Raw genomic sequence first — 15,973 nt, forward strand, 5'->3', positions numbered from 1 at the left:
GCGGGCTGCCCCTCGGTCCGATTGGCTCCCACGTCTTCGCTCCGTTTCCGCCGATCCTCGCGCCGTTCCCGTCGCCGCATAGACGGTCTGCGGATCGGAGGCCGGGGCAGGGGGTATAGATGTCGGCGGACAGCGGCCCGAGATGCTAGCTGCGGTGGGCGTTAAGGTTCTCGTGGCCGCCCTTCGTGCCGATGCCAAGTTTCGGGTGATGAAGTACGCCATTACCACCCAAGACCTAAGAAACGGGGACATTACAGACGGTTCGCCAGAGATCGGTTTTCCAGTTAGACTTTTCGAGAGGCGGCGCGAAAACGCCGATCGCATAGTCGGCCCCTCCGACAGACACCGTTGCCGGGGGACCGCACCGGACACGAGCTGGGTGGATTGCCGGATCGCGGTAAGAAACCGAGCCGTCGTTCGCCATCGTAGTCAGGCCGATGAGGACGTCAAAATCGTAAGCGGCGTCGACTGAGGCCGTCCCTGATCGAAGGATCAGGGTGACGTTGGGAGATCCCGGGAATTCGGCTGTGTGAAATGGGATAGGTTCCGCAGCACTTGCCATGGTCGTCATCAGCACGGCTGCGATGAGGGACTGCGCATGCATGTCATCCTCCCAAAGCTTCTTCCAAGGCACGATGGTATCACTGAATGTCGTGGCCGGTGAGTCCGCTTGGGTATGCTCAAATGGGCATCCGTTCTGGCTGCAGCGTTCTCCTTGGCTGCCAGCGTCGGGGTCAAAACCCAAAGCCTTTCAGAAAATCGAATACAGTGAAAGACTTACGATGACCTATACGATCAACCGAACGATTCCCGACGCGGATATCGACGCCGCCGAGCGCCGCACCCGCGAGGCCCTGGCTGAACATGGCTTCGGCGTGCTGACCGAGATCGACGTCAAGGCGACTATGAAGAAGAAGCTCGATTTCGAGATGCCGGCCTACCGCATCCTCGGTGCCTGCAATCCCAAGATGGCGCATCAGGCGATCGGAATCGAGCCACGCGTTGGCGCGATGCTCCCGTGCAACGTCATCCTGCGCGAAGTGGAGGGTGGAGTGGAGGTTAGTGCCATTGACCCCGTGATATCGATGCAGGGGATCGAGAACGCTGAACTGACGGCCGTCGCGGCGGAGGTCCGAGATCTCCTCGCGAAGGCGGTGGACGTGATCTAGTGGGACTCGATAGCCAGAAAACTGCACGGGATGCCTTTCCTGGACACCGCCCGCGCCCTGCTCGTCTTTGGGAAGCGCCTGAACTGCCCGTCGCCTACTTTTCTTTCGTCCTGCATTTCGTCTGGGAGTTCATTCAGGTTCCGACATATGCCGGCATGGCCGAGATGCCCCACTGGGAGGCGATCAAGCTCTGTATGTCGGCAACGTTTGGCGATGTCGGGTTCGCGCTGACGGCATTCTGGGCTGCCAGTCTGGCGGCGCGCAGCCGGGAGTGGATCCTTCGGCCGACGCGCATTCCGGCCGTGATCTTTGTCGCCGTCGGTATCGTCCTGACCGTAGGGTTCGAATACTATTACACCAACATCAGCCTGCGCTGGTCCTATTCGGAGCTAATGCCGCTTGTACCGCCCTTGGGCACCGGGCTGAGTCCGCTCCTGCAATGGTTCGTCATTCCGTCGCTCATGATCTGGCTGACCCGTCGCCATCTTCTGGGAGCCCGAGCCGTAGACGAAGCAGATGCATGATGCTTCGCTGGTCCGGCCTCCTGCCTCGTCGCGGCCTGGCCAGCGCGTCAGCGGGCATCGTCCTTGGTCATCGCACTTTAGGGCGAGACGGTGGCGGAGCCCTTGCCTGAACAGAAGGGCGGTGCTTGGTGCCTCGGCTTGTGAAGGGGAGGCGCTTCTCTGGTCGGCGATGCGACGAAAGCCGGTGGGAAAGCCGATGACGACCGATTGAAGAACAGCATCACCTTGCTAGGCGCGGTGGCCATGGGCACCGGCGTGATGATCGGCGCAGGCATCTTCGCGCTGACGGGCAGATCGCCGAGCTTGCGGGCCGCTGTTCCCGCTCTCGTTCATCGCGGGTGCGGTGGTCACGGCCTTCAGCGCCTATACCTGTGTCAAGATGTCGAACGCGTTTCCATCCGCGGGCCGCATCGGGATGATCCTCAGGAAGGCCTACGGCCGACGACGGTCGCTGCGGGCGCCGCACGACTGATGGCACTATCGATGGTCATCAGCGAGAGTCTCGTCGCGTGTACCTTCGGAACATACACGCTTCAGGCGTTCGGCGGCGATCCGGACAGGGTCCTCATGCCGATTCTCGGCGTCGGGTTGATCGTTTTCGCGTATCTCTTGAACGCTTCTGGCACCCGTTCGGTCGGGCTTTGGTCCATCGTCACGGCGGTGGTCAAGGTGGGCGGCATCGCGTCGTTCGGGGCACCTGGTCTCTGGGCAAGCGGCATCTCGTTCGTAGCCACGGGCGGAGAGTTGGGCGTAGATGGATTCGTGGCGTCTATAGCGCTGTCCATCCCTGCCTTCAAAGGCTTCACGACCATCACCAACAGCGGCGCCGAGATCACCGAACCGCACCGCAACGTAGGCCGCGCCATCGTCTGGTCCATCGCCGTCTGCGTCGTCGTCTATCTGCTGGTCGCCTTCGCGGTCGGCTCCAGCCTGCCGCTCGACCGCATCGTGGCGGTGAAGGACTACGCGCTGGCCGAGGCAACCCAACCCGCTCTCGGTCAGACCGGCTTCTACCTGACGGTGGCGCTCGCGCTGGTGGCCACGGCCTCGGGCCTAGTCGCCAGCGTTTTCGCGGTCTCGCGGATGCTGGCGATGCTGAGCGACATGAAGATGATCCCCCACAGCCATTTCGGGATGCCCGGCAGGATCAAGGACCACACGCTCGTCTACACCGTCGTGGTCGCAGCCTTTCTCACGGTGTTCTTCGACCTCAGTCGCATCGCCTCGCTCGGGGCGTTCTTCTATCTGGTGATGGACATGATCATCCACTTCGGCGTTTTCCGGCATCTGAGAGAGGAGATCGGCGCGAAGGGATGGGTGCTGCTGACGGCCATCGCCCTCGACGCGTCGGTGCTGCTCGCCTTCACCTGGATGAAGTGGCAGTCCGATACGCCGATCGTCGTGACCGGCATCGTCGGCATGGCGCTGGTGTTCCTGTTCGTGGGAATTTTCCTGGCACGCAACCCGGTGAGGGAAGGCGCTCACGAACAGCATTGAAAAAGACTTGAGCATCCAGTTGCTGGAAGCCTCAAGCTGAAGCGACACAGTGAAAGGTTGGCTGGCAATGAACCACGATCATCACCACGCGGCGTCCGATATCCCGGCGGGAACCGAGGGGGCGACAGATCCGGTCTGCGGGATGACGGTCGCGGTCAAGCCGGACGGGCGTCACGCCGAATTCCAGGGGGAGACCTTCCATTTCTGCTCGGAGAAATGCCAGACGAAGTTCAAGGCGGATCCATGGTTCTATGCTTCGGGCCGCGCCACTGGACAGAAGAAGGCTGCTCCGGCCAACGTCCAGTACACCTGCCCGATGCACCCGGAGATCGTGCGAGATGCGCCCGGTGCCTGCCCGATCTGCGGCATGGCGCTCGAGCCGATGCTGCCCTCGGACGAGCCGAGCGAGGAGCTGACCGACTTCACTCGCCGAATGTGGATCTCGGCGGCGGCGGCAGTGCCGCTCATCATCCTGACGATGGGCGAACTGGTGGCCCTGCCGGTTCGCGAATGGATCGGCCACCAGACGGCCAGCTATCTGGAGTTCGTGTTGGCGACGCCGATCATCCTCTGGGCGGCACTGCCCTTCTTCCGGCGCGGCTGGGATTCGGTGGCGAACCGGTCGCCGAACATGTGGACGTTGATCAGCCTGGGGGTGGGGGCTGCCTACCTCTATTCCCTGGTTGCGACCTTCATGCCGGGCGTGTTTCCCGAGCAGTACCGGATGGGCCACGGCGTCGGTACCTATTTCGAGGCAGCGGTGGTGATCGTGGCGCTGGTCTTCGTCGGCCAGGTTCTGGAGCTGCGCGCACGCGAAAGAACCGGCGACGCGATCCGGGCGCTTCTTGATCTGGCGCCGAAGACCGCACGGCGCATCCTGCCGGACGGATCGGAGTACGATGCGCCGCTGGACAATATCATGGAAGGCGACCGGCTGCGCGTGCGCCCGGGCGACGCCGTGCCGGTGGACGGGACGGTGATCGAGGGCCGGTCGTCTCTCGACGAGAGCATGCTGACCGGCGAGTCGATGCCGGTGGAAAAAGGTCCCGGTGACGAGGTGACGGGGGCCACGATCAACAAGAACGGCTCGTTGGTGATCGAGGCCGGCAAGGTCGGGTCCGACACGGTACTGGCGCAGATCGTGGCAATGGTGTCGAACGCCCGGCGATCACGCGCCCCGATCCAGGGCTTGGCAGACAGGGTCTCGGCGGTGTTCGTGCCGACCGTGGTCGCGATCGCGATCGTCGCCTTCCTCGTCTGGCTTGCGGTCGGCCCGGAACCGGCACTGGTCTTCGCGATCGCGTCGTCCGTGTCCGTCCTGATCATTGCCTGTCCCTGCGCCCTTGGACTGGCGACCCCGATCTCGATCACCACGGCGGCGGGGCGGGGGGCACAGGCGGGCGTGCTGATCAAAGACGCCGAAGCGCTCGAGCGCATGGCGGCTGTCGACACCCTGATCGTGGACAAGACCGGCACACTGACGATGGGAAAGCCGAAGCTTACGGATATCGTGGCACTTGGGAACGTTACTGATACCGACCTGTTGTCGCTGGCCGCGGCTCTCGAGCGCGGCTCGGAACACCCGCTGGCAGAGGCCATCGTCGAGGGAGCGGAAGCGCACGGTGGCCCGCGTCGGGAGGCCGCGGACTTCGAAGCGGTCACCGGCAAAGGCGTGCGCGGCAGGGTCGACGGACGTGCGGTGGCGCTCGGCAATGGAGCGATGATGCGTGACATGGGGCTGGAGACCGCGCAGGCCGAGAACAGTGCCGATGCCCTTCGCGCCGAAGGTAAGACGGCGATGTTCATTTCCGTCGATGGCGCGCTGGCCGGTATCGTGGCCGTGGCCGACCCGATCAAGGATTCGACGGCGCAGGCGATCAGGGAACTGCACGCGCAGGGGCTTCGCGTCATCATGGCTACAGGCGACAACGAACGCACGGCGCAGGCGGTGGCAGGCAGGCTCGGCATCGACGAGGTGCGCGCCGGCATCTTGCCCGAGGCCAAGAAGGATCTGATCGACCGGTTGCGCCGGGACGGCCACAAGATCGCAATGGCGGGCGACGGCGTCAACGACGCGCCCGCGTTGGCGGCGGCCGATGTCGGGATCGCCATGGGCACCGGAGCCGACGTGGCTATGGAGAGCGCAGGGATAACCCTGCTGGGCGGCGACCTGATGGGCATCGTACGGGCACGAAAGCTCGCCCGCGCCACTTTGCGCAACATCAAGCAGAACCTCTTCTTCGCCTTCGCCTACAACGCGCTCGGCGTACCCATCGCGGCGGGTCTGCTTTATCCGGTCACCGGCCTTTTGCTCTCGCCAATGATCGCAGCGGCTGCGATGAGCCTGTCGTCCGTGTCGGTCATCACCAACGCCTTGCGGCTGCGACGGATCAAGTTGTGAGGAACTGACGATGGAAGAAATCCCGAACCGTTGGGAAGGCGTCTATCGGGTCAAGGAAGAGGCCGAGACGAGCTGGTTCGAGGACCTCCCGCGGGTGCCGCTCGACCTGATCGGCGCGACAGGGGCAGAAAGGGATGCGGCTATCGTCGATGTGGGCGCGGGTTCATCCCGGCTCGTGGATTGCCTTCTGGAACGGGGATTCCGCCGGATCACCGTGCTCGACCTGTCGGAAACCGCGCTGGCGAGGACCCGTGCGCGGCTACCCGGGGAAGCGCCCGTCGACTGGGTCGTGGAGAATGTGCTCGACTGGAAGCCGAACCAGCGCTTCGGGATCTGGCATGATCGGGCGGCCTTTCATTTCCTGACCGAGACCGTCGATCAAGACGCCTATCTACGGGTCATGGATGGGGCCTTGCTTCCCGGTGGACACGCGATCATTGGAACGTTCGCGCCGGACGGCCCGACATCGTGCAGCGGTTTGCCGGTTGCCCGCTACGATGCGGCCTTGCTGTCCGAGCGATTGGGCGCGGGTTATCAGCTGGTCAAGTCGGTGAACTACGAGCACCGCACGCCATGGGGCAGCGTGCAGCGTTTCCATTTCGGGCTCTTCCTGAAGTTCTGACGGGTTTCGGGGGGGTGAGAATCGACCGCCTCCGCGTCCGATCTCTGCGATCGCAGGTCACGAAAGTCCGGGACAAGACGACGCGATGGAATATGCCTCGGTCCTACGCTCGTCGGGCGCTGGACAAAGGTCGGCATCCCCGACGCGAGCGCGCATCCTCGTCCGCTCGCTTCGATCGTAGCCTAATGGTCGCGAACCAATCCCGACAGGCCGTCGATGATCGGGCAATCCGGGTGAACGTCGCCATGGCAGCTCCCGACCAGGTGTCCGAGGATCTGTCGGAGACCGGTCAGTTCGGCGATCTTGCGGTCTATCTCTCCGAGCTTCTCGGTCGCGATCGCCTTCACATCCGCGCTGGCGCGGCCGCGGTCCGTGTAGAGAGAAAGCAGTTGCCTGCACTCTTTGACCGAGAATCCGAGGCTGCGGGATCGCTGGACGAAGCGGAGCCGGTAGACGTCTTCGACGGAATAGTTGCGGTAGCCGTTCGACGCCCGATCGGCAGTCATGAGGCCTATGTCCTCGTAATAACGGATCGTCTTGGGTGGCAGACCTGACCGATGGGCGGCTGCTCCGATGTTCATGGCGACTTCTCCGTCCTTCAATACCATCTGGGGTTTCCGGCTGCTGACAGGCCAATGATTCGCAACCAGCAGGACGAGGGACCCGGCCGCACAGCATGCACGCACGGCCGGCGTCATCTTATTCGGCGTTTTCGGCGAGCCAGGCGATCATCTCCTCGATCTCGCCGACCTGTGCGGCGATGATCTTTCCGCCAAGCTCGATCATCTGCGGGTCGTCGCCGTACTCGAGCAGCACCTGCGCCATGTCGATGGCACCCTGGTGGTGGGCGATCATCCCGCAGGCGAATGCCACGTCGGCATCGTCCTTCATCATGCCTTCGTGCATGGCCGGCATGCTGATCATCATCCGGCGCATGTTTTCCCGGACATGCTCGGGCATGGTGTCGAGATCCATGCCGCCCATTCCCATCGATTCCATCATGTCCCGCATGGACGAGCCCATGCCAGGGCTCTGATCGCTGTCCATGGCACCATGGCCCATCGCCGAATGACCCATGCCGCCGGTGGCGGACGACAAAGTGCACTGCTCGGGAAGCTGGAATTCCGTATCCTGGGCAAGAGCCGGCGCCGAAAGTGCGGTTGCGGCGAATGTGGCTGCGATAAGCGTCTTTGCGATATTCATCTTCAGGTTTCCTGATTGTGTGGATTTGCGAACGATCGGACCGGCAAGCGTCGCGGCGGCCGCAGGATCACGCTGGGCTCGCTGCCTTTGCCACGCACCGTCGATGCGGATGTCCTCCGGTCCTCGCCGGCAACAATGGGCAGGTCGTGCGGGTCGACGGAGATGCCCGGATGGCAAAACGTCATGGCGCAACAGTCGACCGCCGCGATGTCGCAGTCGGCATTCCGGTCGACGTGATGGGCCGGGTGTCCGTCCTTCGGCGCGGATGGCACATGATGGCCGTGGGGCGCCGTCCGGACCCCGTGCTGATGCGGCGACGCGGACGCCGGGTCGGCCAGGCAGCCCGACGGCGATTAGAGCCAGCGTCAGCAGTGCCGCCCAGACCATCCTCCCCATGCACGCAAGCTGTCTCACCGGGGGCTTGCCCGTGTTCGCGATGGCCGTCCGGCAGTCGGGGCCGAGGCCGATCCGCGGGTTTGCGCCGGCATTGCCATCGCAAGGACCGACCCGTGCTCACGCGGCCCGGCGTGGCGGATAGCCGACATCTTCGAGGACCGCCGCCATAGCGGCTTCGTCGGCGCCCGATACCACGTCGACCCGCTTCGAGGGCAGGTCGACGGCGACCTTCGCCTGCGGATCGACCGAATGGATTGCCCGCGTGACGCTCCGGGCGCAGCCGCCGCAGGCCATGTTGTCGATCTGAAACTGCATGAAACGCTCGTCGGATGAGTTCGTCTGGCGGGAAGATGGTGCTTCCAGCAGGTGGAAGGTCAAGGGGCGGCGTGACCCGCGAGATTTCCGATCGCCCAGTGTTGACCTTCCATTGACTGGAAGCCCCACATGAGCTTCCGACAGGAGCGACGCATGACCGTCCACGCGAAGATCGATCAGGATATCTCACCCGTAGGAGGGGGGCATCCATCCAGGATTTCCCTGCCGGTGATGGGCATGAGCTGTGCTTCCTGCGTCGGGCGCGTTGAGAAGGCGCTCGGCCGGGTGGAGGGCGTCACGAAGGCGAGCGTCAACCTGGCGACCGAGCGCGCCGAGATCGCCGTCGACCGGCGCATCGACCCGGTGGTCCTCGTCAAGGCGATCGAGGATGCGGGCTACGCGGTTCCCGGCCACCGAGTGGAACTCGCCATCGACGGCATGAGCTGCGCCTCGTGCGTGGGGCGGGTGGAGAAGGCGCTGCTCGCGGTGCCCGGCGTTACCGCCGCCTCGGTCAATCTGGCGTGCGAACGGGCCTCGGTCACGACAGGTCCCTCCGTCCACGAGGCCGACCTCGTCGCGGCAGTCGCCTCCGCAGGCTACGAAGCGCGGACCGTGACAGGCGACGAGGGCGGCGAGGCGCAGGCCGCTCGCAAGCAGGCCGAGCAGACGGCTCTCGCCCGTGACGTGGCGATCGCCGCAGTGCTGACCCTGCCGGTCTTCGTTCTGGAAATGGGCTCCCACCTCGTGCCGGCCATCCATGATCTCGTCATGGCGACGATCGGCATGCGCGCCAGCTGGTATCTGCAGTTCGTGCTGACGACGGTCGTGTTGTTCTGGCCGGGGCTGCGGTTCTTCCGGATCGGCCTGCCGGCGCTCGCCAGAGGCGGCCCCGACATGAACTCGCTCGTGGCCGTCGGCACGCTCGCCGCCTGGTCGTACTCCGTGGTGGCGACCTTCGCGCCGCAGCTGCTGCCGACCGGAACGGTCAACGTCTATTTCGAGGCCGCCGCCGTCATCGTCACGCTGATCCTGATCGGCCGCTATCTCGAGGCCCGCGCCAGGGGCCGTACCTCGGAAGCGATCAAGCGCCTCGTCAAGCTTCAGCCCAAGACCGCTCGCGTCCAGCGGGACGGCAGCAGCGTGGCGGTGCCGCTGTCGCAGATCGTCGTCGGCGATCTCGTCGATGTCCGTCCCGGCGAGCGCGTCGCCGTGGACGGCGAGGTGGTGGCCGGCTCCTCCTTCGTCGACGAGTCGATGATCACCGGCGAGCCGGTGCCGGTCGAGAAGACGGACGGAACGAAGGTGGTCGGCGGCACGGTCAATCACACCGGCAACTTCACCTTTCGGGCGACGGCCGTTGGCGCCGAGACGACGCTCGCGCAGATCATCCGCATGGTCGAGGAAGCGCAGGGCTCGAAGCTTCCGATCCAGGCGCTGGTCGACCGGGTGACGCTGTGGTTCGTCCCCGCCGTCATGCTCGCGGCGGCGCTGACCTTCCTCGTCTGGTTGCTGTTCGGTCCGGATCCGGCCGTCAGCTTCGCCCTCGTCAATGCCGTGGCCGTGCTGATCATCGCTTGTCCCTGCGCCATGGGGCTGGCGACGCCGACCTCGATCATGGTCGGAACCGGGCGCGGGGCCGAGATGGGTGTGCTTTTCCGCAAGGGCGAGGCGCTCCAGTCGCTGAAGGACGCCCGCGTGGTGGCGCTCGACAAGACCGGCACGCTGACCGAGGGGCGGCCCGTCCTGACCGACATGGAGACCACCGGCGGCCACGAAGCGGACGCGGTCCTGACGCTGGTCGCCGCCGTCGAGACGAAGTCCGAGCATCCGATCGCCCGCGCCATCGTCGAGGCCGCCACAGCGCGGAATCTGACGCTTCCCGCGCTGGCGAACTTCGAGAGCGTGACGGGTTACGGCGTGCGTGCCGAAGCGGGCGGGCACCGGGTCGAGATCGGCGCGGACCGTTTCATGGCAGGGCTCGGGCTCGACGTCGGCCCGTTCGCTGCCGTCGCCGAGCGTCTGGGCGGGGAGGGGAAGTCGCCGCTTTATGCCGCTATCGATGGGCGGCTGGCCGCGATAATCGCCGTCGCCGACCCGATCAAGGCCACCACGCCGACGGCGATCGCCGCGCTGCACGATCTCGGCCTGATGGTGGTGATGATCACCGGTGACAACCGCCGGACCGCCGATGCGATCGGGCGGCGGCTGGGCATCGACGAGGTGGTGGCCGAGGTGCTGCCGGACGGCAAGGTGGCCGCGGTCAGGGACCTGAAGCGCCGGCACAGCCGGCTCGCCTTCGTCGGCGACGGCATCAACGATGCGCCGGCGCTGGCCGAAGCCGATGTCGGCATCGCCATCGGAACGGGGACCGACATCGCCATCGAGGCGGCAGACGTCGTGCTGATGTCGGGCAGCCTCAGGGGTGTTCCCAATGCGATCGCGCTGTCGCACGCGACGATCCGCAACATCCGGCAGAACCTCTTCTGGGCCTTCGCCTATAACACGGCCCTGATCCCGGTCGCTGCCGGCGTGCTCTATCCCGCTTTCGGTCTGCTGCTGTCGCCGGTGCTTGCCGCCAGCGCGATGGCGATGTCCAGCGTCTTCGTCCTCGGCAACGCGCTGCGGCTCAGACGCTTCCGGGCCCCGATGAGCGATGGCGGACGACAGCCGGGAGAGCTTGCATGAACCAGTCCGCTCCCACGCCGCAAGGCACCGCCGCCCTCTACCGGATGCTGATGTCCGGGCATGTCTGCCCCCATGGCATCAAGTCGAAATGGCTGATCGAGCCCCAGGGCTGCAGGGTCGACGATCAACATCTGGAAACCCGCGAGCAGACCGACGCCTTCAGGGAAGAGCACGACGTGGAGACCAGGCCGCAGCCCCTCATCGGGTCGGCGGCTACACCGAGCTTCCACGAATGGATCATTGGAGGCGATGCTTCGGCCGGGGCCTCGTGAAGAGATCGCGATCTCTATACACGCGTTCAGCCGGAGCGGCCCTTGAAGTTAAGTCGCCGCTGCGTTGGTCCGCTCGGATGCGAAGGAGATTCCTTTCGCCACCATGACTGCGCCATCTTCCTCGCCGACAAGTTTCGCGCCGGGATCGGGGATCAGGATCGGGGCGTTCGCCCGAGGGAAGCAGCTGCCGACCGCATGCCGAAGCTCACCCGAACTCTCTTCGGACATCTGACGATCGCCCTGGCGGTCGCCTTCGCCATGTTCGCGGCGCCTCAGGGGCCGTCGACTTCGCACGACCCGGTCGCCACGCTGCACGCGGCCCTTGATGACCACGGCCACTCGCATGGTGGCGAGCCGCTCGCCGACACATCCGGGCACGGCGATCACGAGCACAAGCACAACCCGTTCGACCATTCCCACGACAAGCCCGGAACGTTGCCCCGGTTCGACGCCCCCGTGCCGCCCGGTGCCATGCAGCATGCACTGGTCCGTCAGGACCGAGGCCTGGAGAACGAAGCTTCCACCCACGATCGACCGCCGAGACCGTCCGACACCGCCTGATCAGACGCCGTCTCCACGACGGCATGGCACCTTACGGACAATCGGAACCAACCATGCAAGACCCTTCCGTCGAAGGTCGTCTCGAGTCGCGCCACGCGATCCGGTCGATGCTTCGCACCCCCATGCTCGCGCTTCTCCTGGCGACGACATGGGGCACGACAGCTCTCGCGCACGGCGTTGCCGCCGGCGACCAGGGCTACATCCAGGAGATCACCGGGGTGAACCTCATCGCCTTCATGTATCTCGGCGCCAAACACATGGCGACGGGCTACGATCACATCCTGTTCCTGCTCGGCGTGATCTTCTTCCTCTACCGGATGAAGGACATCGGCATCTACGTGACCCTCTTCGCGATCGGTCACTCCACGACGATGCTCCTCGGCGTCTATTTCGATGTCGGGATCAATCATCGACGCGATCATCGGCCTGTCGGTCGTCTACAAGGCGCTCGACAATATGGGGGCGTTCCAGCGGTGGTTCGGCTTCCAGCCGAACACCAAGGCCGCAACCGTGATCTTCGGCCTCTTTCACGGCTTCGGTCTGTCGACCAAGATCCTCGAATACGACATCTCGCCGGACGGCCTGGTGCCGAACCTCCTTGCCTTCAATGTCGGCGTCGAGATCGGCCAGCTCCTCGTCCTCGGCGCGATCCTCATCGTCATGGGCTTCTGGCGCAGGACCCCGAGCTTCTTCCGCCACGCCTACACCGCCAACGCCGTCATGATGGCCGCTGGCTTCGTGCTCTTCGGCTACCAGGTCGCCGGCTATCTCGTCGCCTGACAACCTCTCAACTCAAGGATACCGACACATGTACAACACCGACATGCCCACCCGCGCCGAGCTTCCGTCCACGCGGAAGCTGGTGCGCTCGACCGCCATCGCGGCGGTCTCCGCCACTGCGATCCTCGTCGCCGTCGTGCTTCCCGCCGAGTACGGGATCGATCCGACCGGGGTCGGATCGGCGCTGAACCTGACGGAGATGGGCGAGATCAAGACCCAGCTCGCGGCCGAGGCTGAAGCCGATGCCGCGAGGGACGCAGCCGCCCGCGCTGCCCCGGCAACCGGTGCGAATGCGGCGACGCTTCCGCCCGCCGCCGTCGGCGTGGTTCCGCCGCCCGTCGCCCCGCTGGCCCCGCCAGCACCGCCCGCCCCGGAGCGGCAGTCCAGCCTGTTCGGTGCGATCGGCGGTCTCTTCGTCTCGTCGGCTGTCGCTCAGGAGATGCGCCAGGACGAGATGACCATCACACTAGCCCCCGGGGAGGGCGCGGAGATCAAGCTGACCATGCAGGAGGGCGAGATCGCATCCTTCGCCTGGGTCGTTTCGGAAGGCGGCGCGGTCAACTACGACACCCATGGCGACGGCGGCGGACAGAACATCTCCTACGAAAAGGGGCGCTCGGTCTCTTCCGACGAGGGGACCATCCAGGCGGCCTTCACCGGCAACCACGGTTGGTTCTGGCGTAACCGCGGCGATGCGCCCGTGTCCCTGACGCTGCGCACGAGCGGCACCTACACCGCCTTCGATCGCAAGGTCTGACAACAGCCATCTCCGCCGATCGACGGCTTCCCGCCGTCGGTCGGCATCCCGGATGCCGACCGACCCGTGCTATACGGAAGCCCTGAAATAGGGTAGGGGCCTATATCATGGCTCATATCACAAACGACCCGACTAAGCTCATTGCCCGCATCCGTCGGCTCCAGGGCCAACTGGACGCGGTCGCCCGAAGCCTCGAGAACAAGGCGCCTTGTGGCGATGTCCTGCAACTCGTCGCTTCCATCCGAGGTGCCGTGAACGGCCTGACAATCGAGCTGATGGAGGAGCACGTGCGCAACCACGTGGTGAACCCTGATCGCGAGGACGATCCGGAGAAGGCAAAGGGGGCGACCGACCTGATCGCGGTCCTGCGGACCTACCTGAAGTGACGAGGGGGGAAGTGTCGGCGATGTCGGAGCATGGCGGCTCCCACAGTCATGTCTTTCTCGGCGACGGCCATAGTCGGAACGAGCGCCGTGTCTGGCTCGTGATCGCCTTGACCGTCTCCATGATGGTGATCGAGATCGTCGCCGGTACGATCTACGGCTCCATGGCCCTGGTCGCGGACGGGCTTCACATGTCGACGCACGCGGCCGCCATGCTGATCACCGTCGGTGCCTATTTCTTCGCTCGCAAGCACGCCCGGAACCCTCGCTTCACGTTCGGGACAGGCAAGCTCGGAGACCTCGCCGCATTCGCCAGCGCGATCATCCTCGCGTTGGTCGCTCTCCTCATCGGCTACGAGAGCTTCCTGCGCCTCGTCTCACCCGTGCCCATCTCGTTCGGACAGGCGATCGCGGTGGCCTTCGTCGGGCTCGCGGTGAACCTCGCGAGCGCGTAGCTCCTGAAGGACGACCACCACCACCATGGCCACGATCACGGGCATCACGACCATGATCATGATCACGACGTCCCTCATGCCGGGGGTCGCGACAACAATCTCCGGGCCGCCTACCTTCACGTCCTCGCCGACGCGCTGACCTCGGTCCTCGCCATTGCGGCGCTTGGTCTCGGCAGCCTCTACGGATGGATCTGGCTGGACCCGGTCATGGGCATCGTCGGCGCTCTCGTCATCGCCCGCTGGTCATGGGGATTGGTACGGGATGCCGGGACGGTGCTCCTCGACTACGTCCCGGAAGGCGAGGACTTGCCCGACGAGATCCGCGAGGCGATCGAGGCCGACGGGGACCGCATCACCGATCTCCATGTCTGGCAGGTCGGCCCGGGCCACCATGCGGCCATCGTATCGATCGTCACCGCCCAACCCCGCCCGCTGAAGACCTATCGCGCCAAGCTCGCCCACATCCACGACCTTTCCCACCTTACCGTGGAGGTCGACGCGCTTGAATCCGTCGAGGCGGCCAGCCGCGACTTCGCCGGGTTCGAGGTAACGAGCCGATGCTGACAGTCCTGCGCCATCGCACCTATCGCCATCTTTTCGCAGCGCAGGTTCTGTCGCTGATCGGGACCGGCCTGACGACGGTAGCGCTCGGGTTGCTCGCCTACGACCTTGCCGGCGCCGACGCCGGCGCGGTGCTCGGGACTGCGCTTGCGATCAAGATGATCGCCTATGTGGGTGTCTCGCAGTTCGCCGGGGTCCTGACGGGTTACCTGCCGCGGCGGACGCTGCTGGTCGGCCCACGACCTCGCCCGTGCGGCCTTCGTGCTCGTCCTGCCCTTCGTCACCGAGATCTGGCAGGTCTACGCCCTCGTCTTTGCGTTCCAGTCGATGTCGGCCCTGTTCACACCGACCTTCCAGGGCACGATCCCCGACATCCTGCCGGACGAGCGGGAGTACACGAACGCCCTGTCGCTCTCGCGGCTTGCCTACGACCTCGAGTCGCTCTTCAGCCCGCTACTGGCGGCGCTCCTGCTCACCGTGATCTCCTTCCACTGGCTGTTCCTCGGCACGGTCTTCGGCTTCCTCGGGTCTGTGGCGCTGGTCGTCTCGGTCGCGCTTCCGGTCGCGAAGGCGGCCACCGGCGGGCGGTTCGTCGACAAGCTCACCCGGGGCATTCGCGTCTACCTCGCGACACCGCGCCTGCGAGGTCTCCTGGCCCTGTCCTTCGCGGCCTCGTCGGGAGGGTCGATGGTGATCGTCAACACGGTCGTGCTCGTGCGCGCCGATCTCGGCGGCACCAATAACGACGTCGCCTTCCTCTTCGCCGCCTACGGCCTTGGCTCGATGACCGTCGCCATCCTCCTGTCGCGGCTTCTCGGCCGGGTTCCCACCCGCACCGTCATGCTCGCGGGCGCAAGCGCGATGGCGGGTCTCCTCGTCGTCGCCAGTTTCGGCCCCGGATGGACCGGCAGCCTCGCCCTCTGGGCGTTGCTCGGGGCGGCCGCCTCAGCAATCGGCACACCCGGCGGACTCCTCCTCCGCCGCTCCTCCGACGCCGACAGCCGGCCCGCCGTCTTCGCCGCCCAGTTCGCCCTCTCGCATGCCTGCTGGCTCGTCACCTATCCGGCCGCCGGTTGGCTCGGGGCAACGATCGGGCTCGGCCCGACCTTCCTCGTGATAGCCGGAGGGGCAGCCGCGGATGTCGCAGCGGCGCTGGCGTTCTGGCCCGCAAACGATCCCGTCGAGGTCGAGCATCCCCATCAGGCGTTCGCGCATGACACCCCTCACGTCCACGACGATCACCACCGGCACGAGCACGAAGGCTGGGAAGGTCCGGAGCCACACCGCCATCCGAATCGCCACCAGCCGATCCGCCATCGGCACGCTTTGGTGATCGACGACCACCACGCGACCTGGCCGACCGGTACCGCCGGTGGGTGACCCGCTGGCTTC

13 protein-coding genes and 3 pseudogenes are annotated in these 15,973 nt (G+C 65.5%); 13 read left to right on the plus strand and 3 right to left on the minus strand.

What is annotated here, in order from left to right; translation table 11 throughout:
* Nucleotides 1-782: 782 nt before the first annotated feature.
* From H9Q09_RS15470 to H9Q09_RS15490, 5 genes are all read left to right on the plus strand, one after another.
* Nucleotides 783-1,169: a DUF302 domain-containing protein gene (locus H9Q09_RS15470; protein ID WP_187391768.1), complete on the plus strand. Its 387-nt coding sequence runs from the start codon at nucleotides 783-785 to the stop codon at nucleotides 1,167-1,169.
* A complete protein-coding gene (locus H9Q09_RS15475) occupies nucleotides 1,169-1,693 on the plus strand; it encodes a hypothetical protein (protein ID WP_348646311.1) in 525 nt (174 codons plus the stop codon). The genes H9Q09_RS15470 and H9Q09_RS15475 overlap by 1 nt, the downstream gene beginning before the upstream one ends.
* 207 nt (nucleotides 1,694-1,900) lie before the next feature.
* A complete protein-coding gene (locus tag H9Q09_RS15480; RefSeq protein WP_228240806.1) occupies nucleotides 1,901-3,190 on the plus strand; it encodes an APC family permease in 1,290 nt (429 codons plus the stop codon).
* A 67-nt stretch (nucleotides 3,191-3,257) separates the two neighbouring features.
* Nucleotides 3,258-5,591 (plus strand): heavy metal translocating P-type ATPase, encoded by a 2,334-nt coding sequence (locus H9Q09_RS15485; protein WP_187391769.1) that lies wholly within the window; start codon nucleotides 3,258-3,260, stop codon nucleotides 5,589-5,591.
* 10 nt (nucleotides 5,592-5,601) lie between these two features.
* Nucleotides 5,602-6,213, plus strand: coding sequence for a class I SAM-dependent methyltransferase (locus H9Q09_RS15490; RefSeq protein WP_187391770.1), 612 nt, complete (start codon nucleotides 5,602-5,604; stop codon nucleotides 6,211-6,213).
* A gap of 182 nt (nucleotides 6,214-6,395) precedes the next feature.
* On the opposite strand, the gene cueR is transcribed toward H9Q09_RS15490, so the two are convergent.
* The 3 genes from cueR to H9Q09_RS15505 form a co-directional block, all read right to left on the minus strand.
* Nucleotides 6,396-6,794: a Cu(I)-responsive transcriptional regulator gene (gene cueR, locus H9Q09_RS15495; RefSeq protein ID WP_187391799.1), complete on the minus strand. Its 399-nt coding sequence runs from the start codon at nucleotides 6,792-6,794 to the stop codon at nucleotides 6,396-6,398.
* A gap of 118 nt (nucleotides 6,795-6,912) precedes the next feature.
* Nucleotides 6,913-7,608 (minus strand): DUF305 domain-containing protein, encoded by a 696-nt coding sequence (locus H9Q09_RS15500; RefSeq protein ID WP_210310280.1) that lies wholly within the window; start codon nucleotides 7,606-7,608, stop codon nucleotides 6,913-6,915.
* 321 nt (nucleotides 7,609-7,929) lie between these two features.
* Complete coding sequence (locus H9Q09_RS15505) at nucleotides 7,930-8,127, minus strand: heavy-metal-associated domain-containing protein (protein ID WP_187391771.1); 198 nt, start codon at nucleotides 8,125-8,127, stop codon at nucleotides 7,930-7,932.
* A 153-nt stretch (nucleotides 8,128-8,280) separates the two neighbouring features.
* Between H9Q09_RS15505 and H9Q09_RS15510 the strand changes: the two genes are divergently transcribed.
* From H9Q09_RS15510 to H9Q09_RS15545, 8 genes and pseudogenes are all read left to right on the plus strand, one after another.
* Nucleotides 8,281-10,812: a heavy metal translocating P-type ATPase gene (locus H9Q09_RS15510; RefSeq protein WP_281414923.1), complete on the plus strand. Its 2,532-nt coding sequence runs from the start codon at nucleotides 8,281-8,283 to the stop codon at nucleotides 10,810-10,812.
* The gene (locus H9Q09_RS15515) at nucleotides 10,809-11,084 is read left to right on the plus strand and encodes a hypothetical protein (RefSeq protein WP_187391772.1); all 276 of its coding nucleotides are present in this window, start codon (nucleotides 10,809-10,811) and stop codon (nucleotides 11,082-11,084) included. Before H9Q09_RS15510 ends, H9Q09_RS15515 begins: the two co-directional genes overlap by 4 nt.
* Before the next feature lie 42 nt (nucleotides 11,085-11,126).
* Nucleotides 11,127-11,645, plus strand: coding sequence for a hypothetical protein (locus H9Q09_RS22355; RefSeq protein WP_210315384.1), 519 nt, complete (start codon nucleotides 11,127-11,129; stop codon nucleotides 11,643-11,645).
* Between the two features lie 107 nt (nucleotides 11,646-11,752).
* A pseudogene (locus H9Q09_RS15525) lies at nucleotides 11,753-12,425 on the plus strand (HupE/UreJ family protein).
* Nucleotides 12,426-12,453: 28 nt separating this feature from the next.
* Nucleotides 12,454-13,182 carry a hypothetical protein gene (locus H9Q09_RS15530; RefSeq protein ID WP_187391773.1) on the plus strand — a complete coding sequence of 243 codons (729 nt, stop codon included), beginning with the start codon at nucleotides 12,454-12,456 and terminating at the stop codon, nucleotides 13,180-13,182.
* 107 nt (nucleotides 13,183-13,289) lie between these two features.
* Nucleotides 13,290-13,568, plus strand: a complete 279-nt coding sequence (locus H9Q09_RS15535) for a metal/formaldehyde-sensitive transcriptional repressor (RefSeq protein ID WP_187391774.1) — start codon at nucleotides 13,290-13,292, stop codon at nucleotides 13,566-13,568.
* A gap of 20 nt (nucleotides 13,569-13,588) precedes the next feature.
* Nucleotides 13,589-14,584, plus strand: a pseudogene (dmeF, locus tag H9Q09_RS15540) (CDF family Co(II)/Ni(II) efflux transporter DmeF).
* Nucleotides 14,578-15,961 (plus strand): annotated as a pseudogene (locus H9Q09_RS15545) (MFS transporter). The pseudogenes dmeF and H9Q09_RS15545 overlap by 7 nt, the downstream one beginning before the upstream one ends.
* Nucleotides 15,962-15,973: the final 12 nt, after the last annotated feature.

Origin of the sequence: Aurantimonas sp. DM33-3 (assembly GCF_014334315.1) — a bacterium.
GTDB classification, from domain to species: Bacteria; Pseudomonadota; Alphaproteobacteria; order Rhizobiales; family Rhizobiaceae; genus Aurantimonas; species Aurantimonas coralicida.

Bases quoted from the DNA above. Each gene is read 5' to 3' on its own strand.
- H9Q09_RS15490 (WP_187391770.1), top strand. From the start codon at position 5,602: ATGGAAGAAATCCCGAACCGTTGGGAAGGCGTCTATCGGGTCAAGGAA.
- H9Q09_RS15505 (WP_187391771.1), bottom strand. From the start codon at position 8,127: ATGCAGTTTCAGATCGACAACATGGCCTGCGGCGGCTGCGCCCGGAGC.
- H9Q09_RS15530 (WP_187391773.1), top strand. From the start codon at position 12,454: ATGTACAACACCGACATGCCCACCCGCGCCGAGCTTCCGTCCACGCGG.
- H9Q09_RS15535 (WP_187391774.1), top strand. From the start codon at position 13,290: ATGGCTCATATCACAAACGACCCGACTAAGCTCATTGCCCGCATCCGT.
- H9Q09_RS15485 (WP_187391769.1), top strand. From the start codon at position 3,258: ATGAACCACGATCATCACCACGCGGCGTCCGATATCCCGGCGGGAACC.
- H9Q09_RS15510 (WP_281414923.1), top strand. From the start codon at position 8,281: ATGACCGTCCACGCGAAGATCGATCAGGATATCTCACCCGTAGGAGGG.
- H9Q09_RS15470 (WP_187391768.1), top strand. From the start codon at position 783: ATGACCTATACGATCAACCGAACGATTCCCGACGCGGATATCGACGCC.
- H9Q09_RS15515 (WP_187391772.1), top strand. From the start codon at position 10,809: ATGAACCAGTCCGCTCCCACGCCGCAAGGCACCGCCGCCCTCTACCGG.
- cueR (WP_187391799.1), bottom strand. From the start codon at position 6,794: ATGAACATCGGAGCAGCCGCCCATCGGTCAGGTCTGCCACCCAAGACG.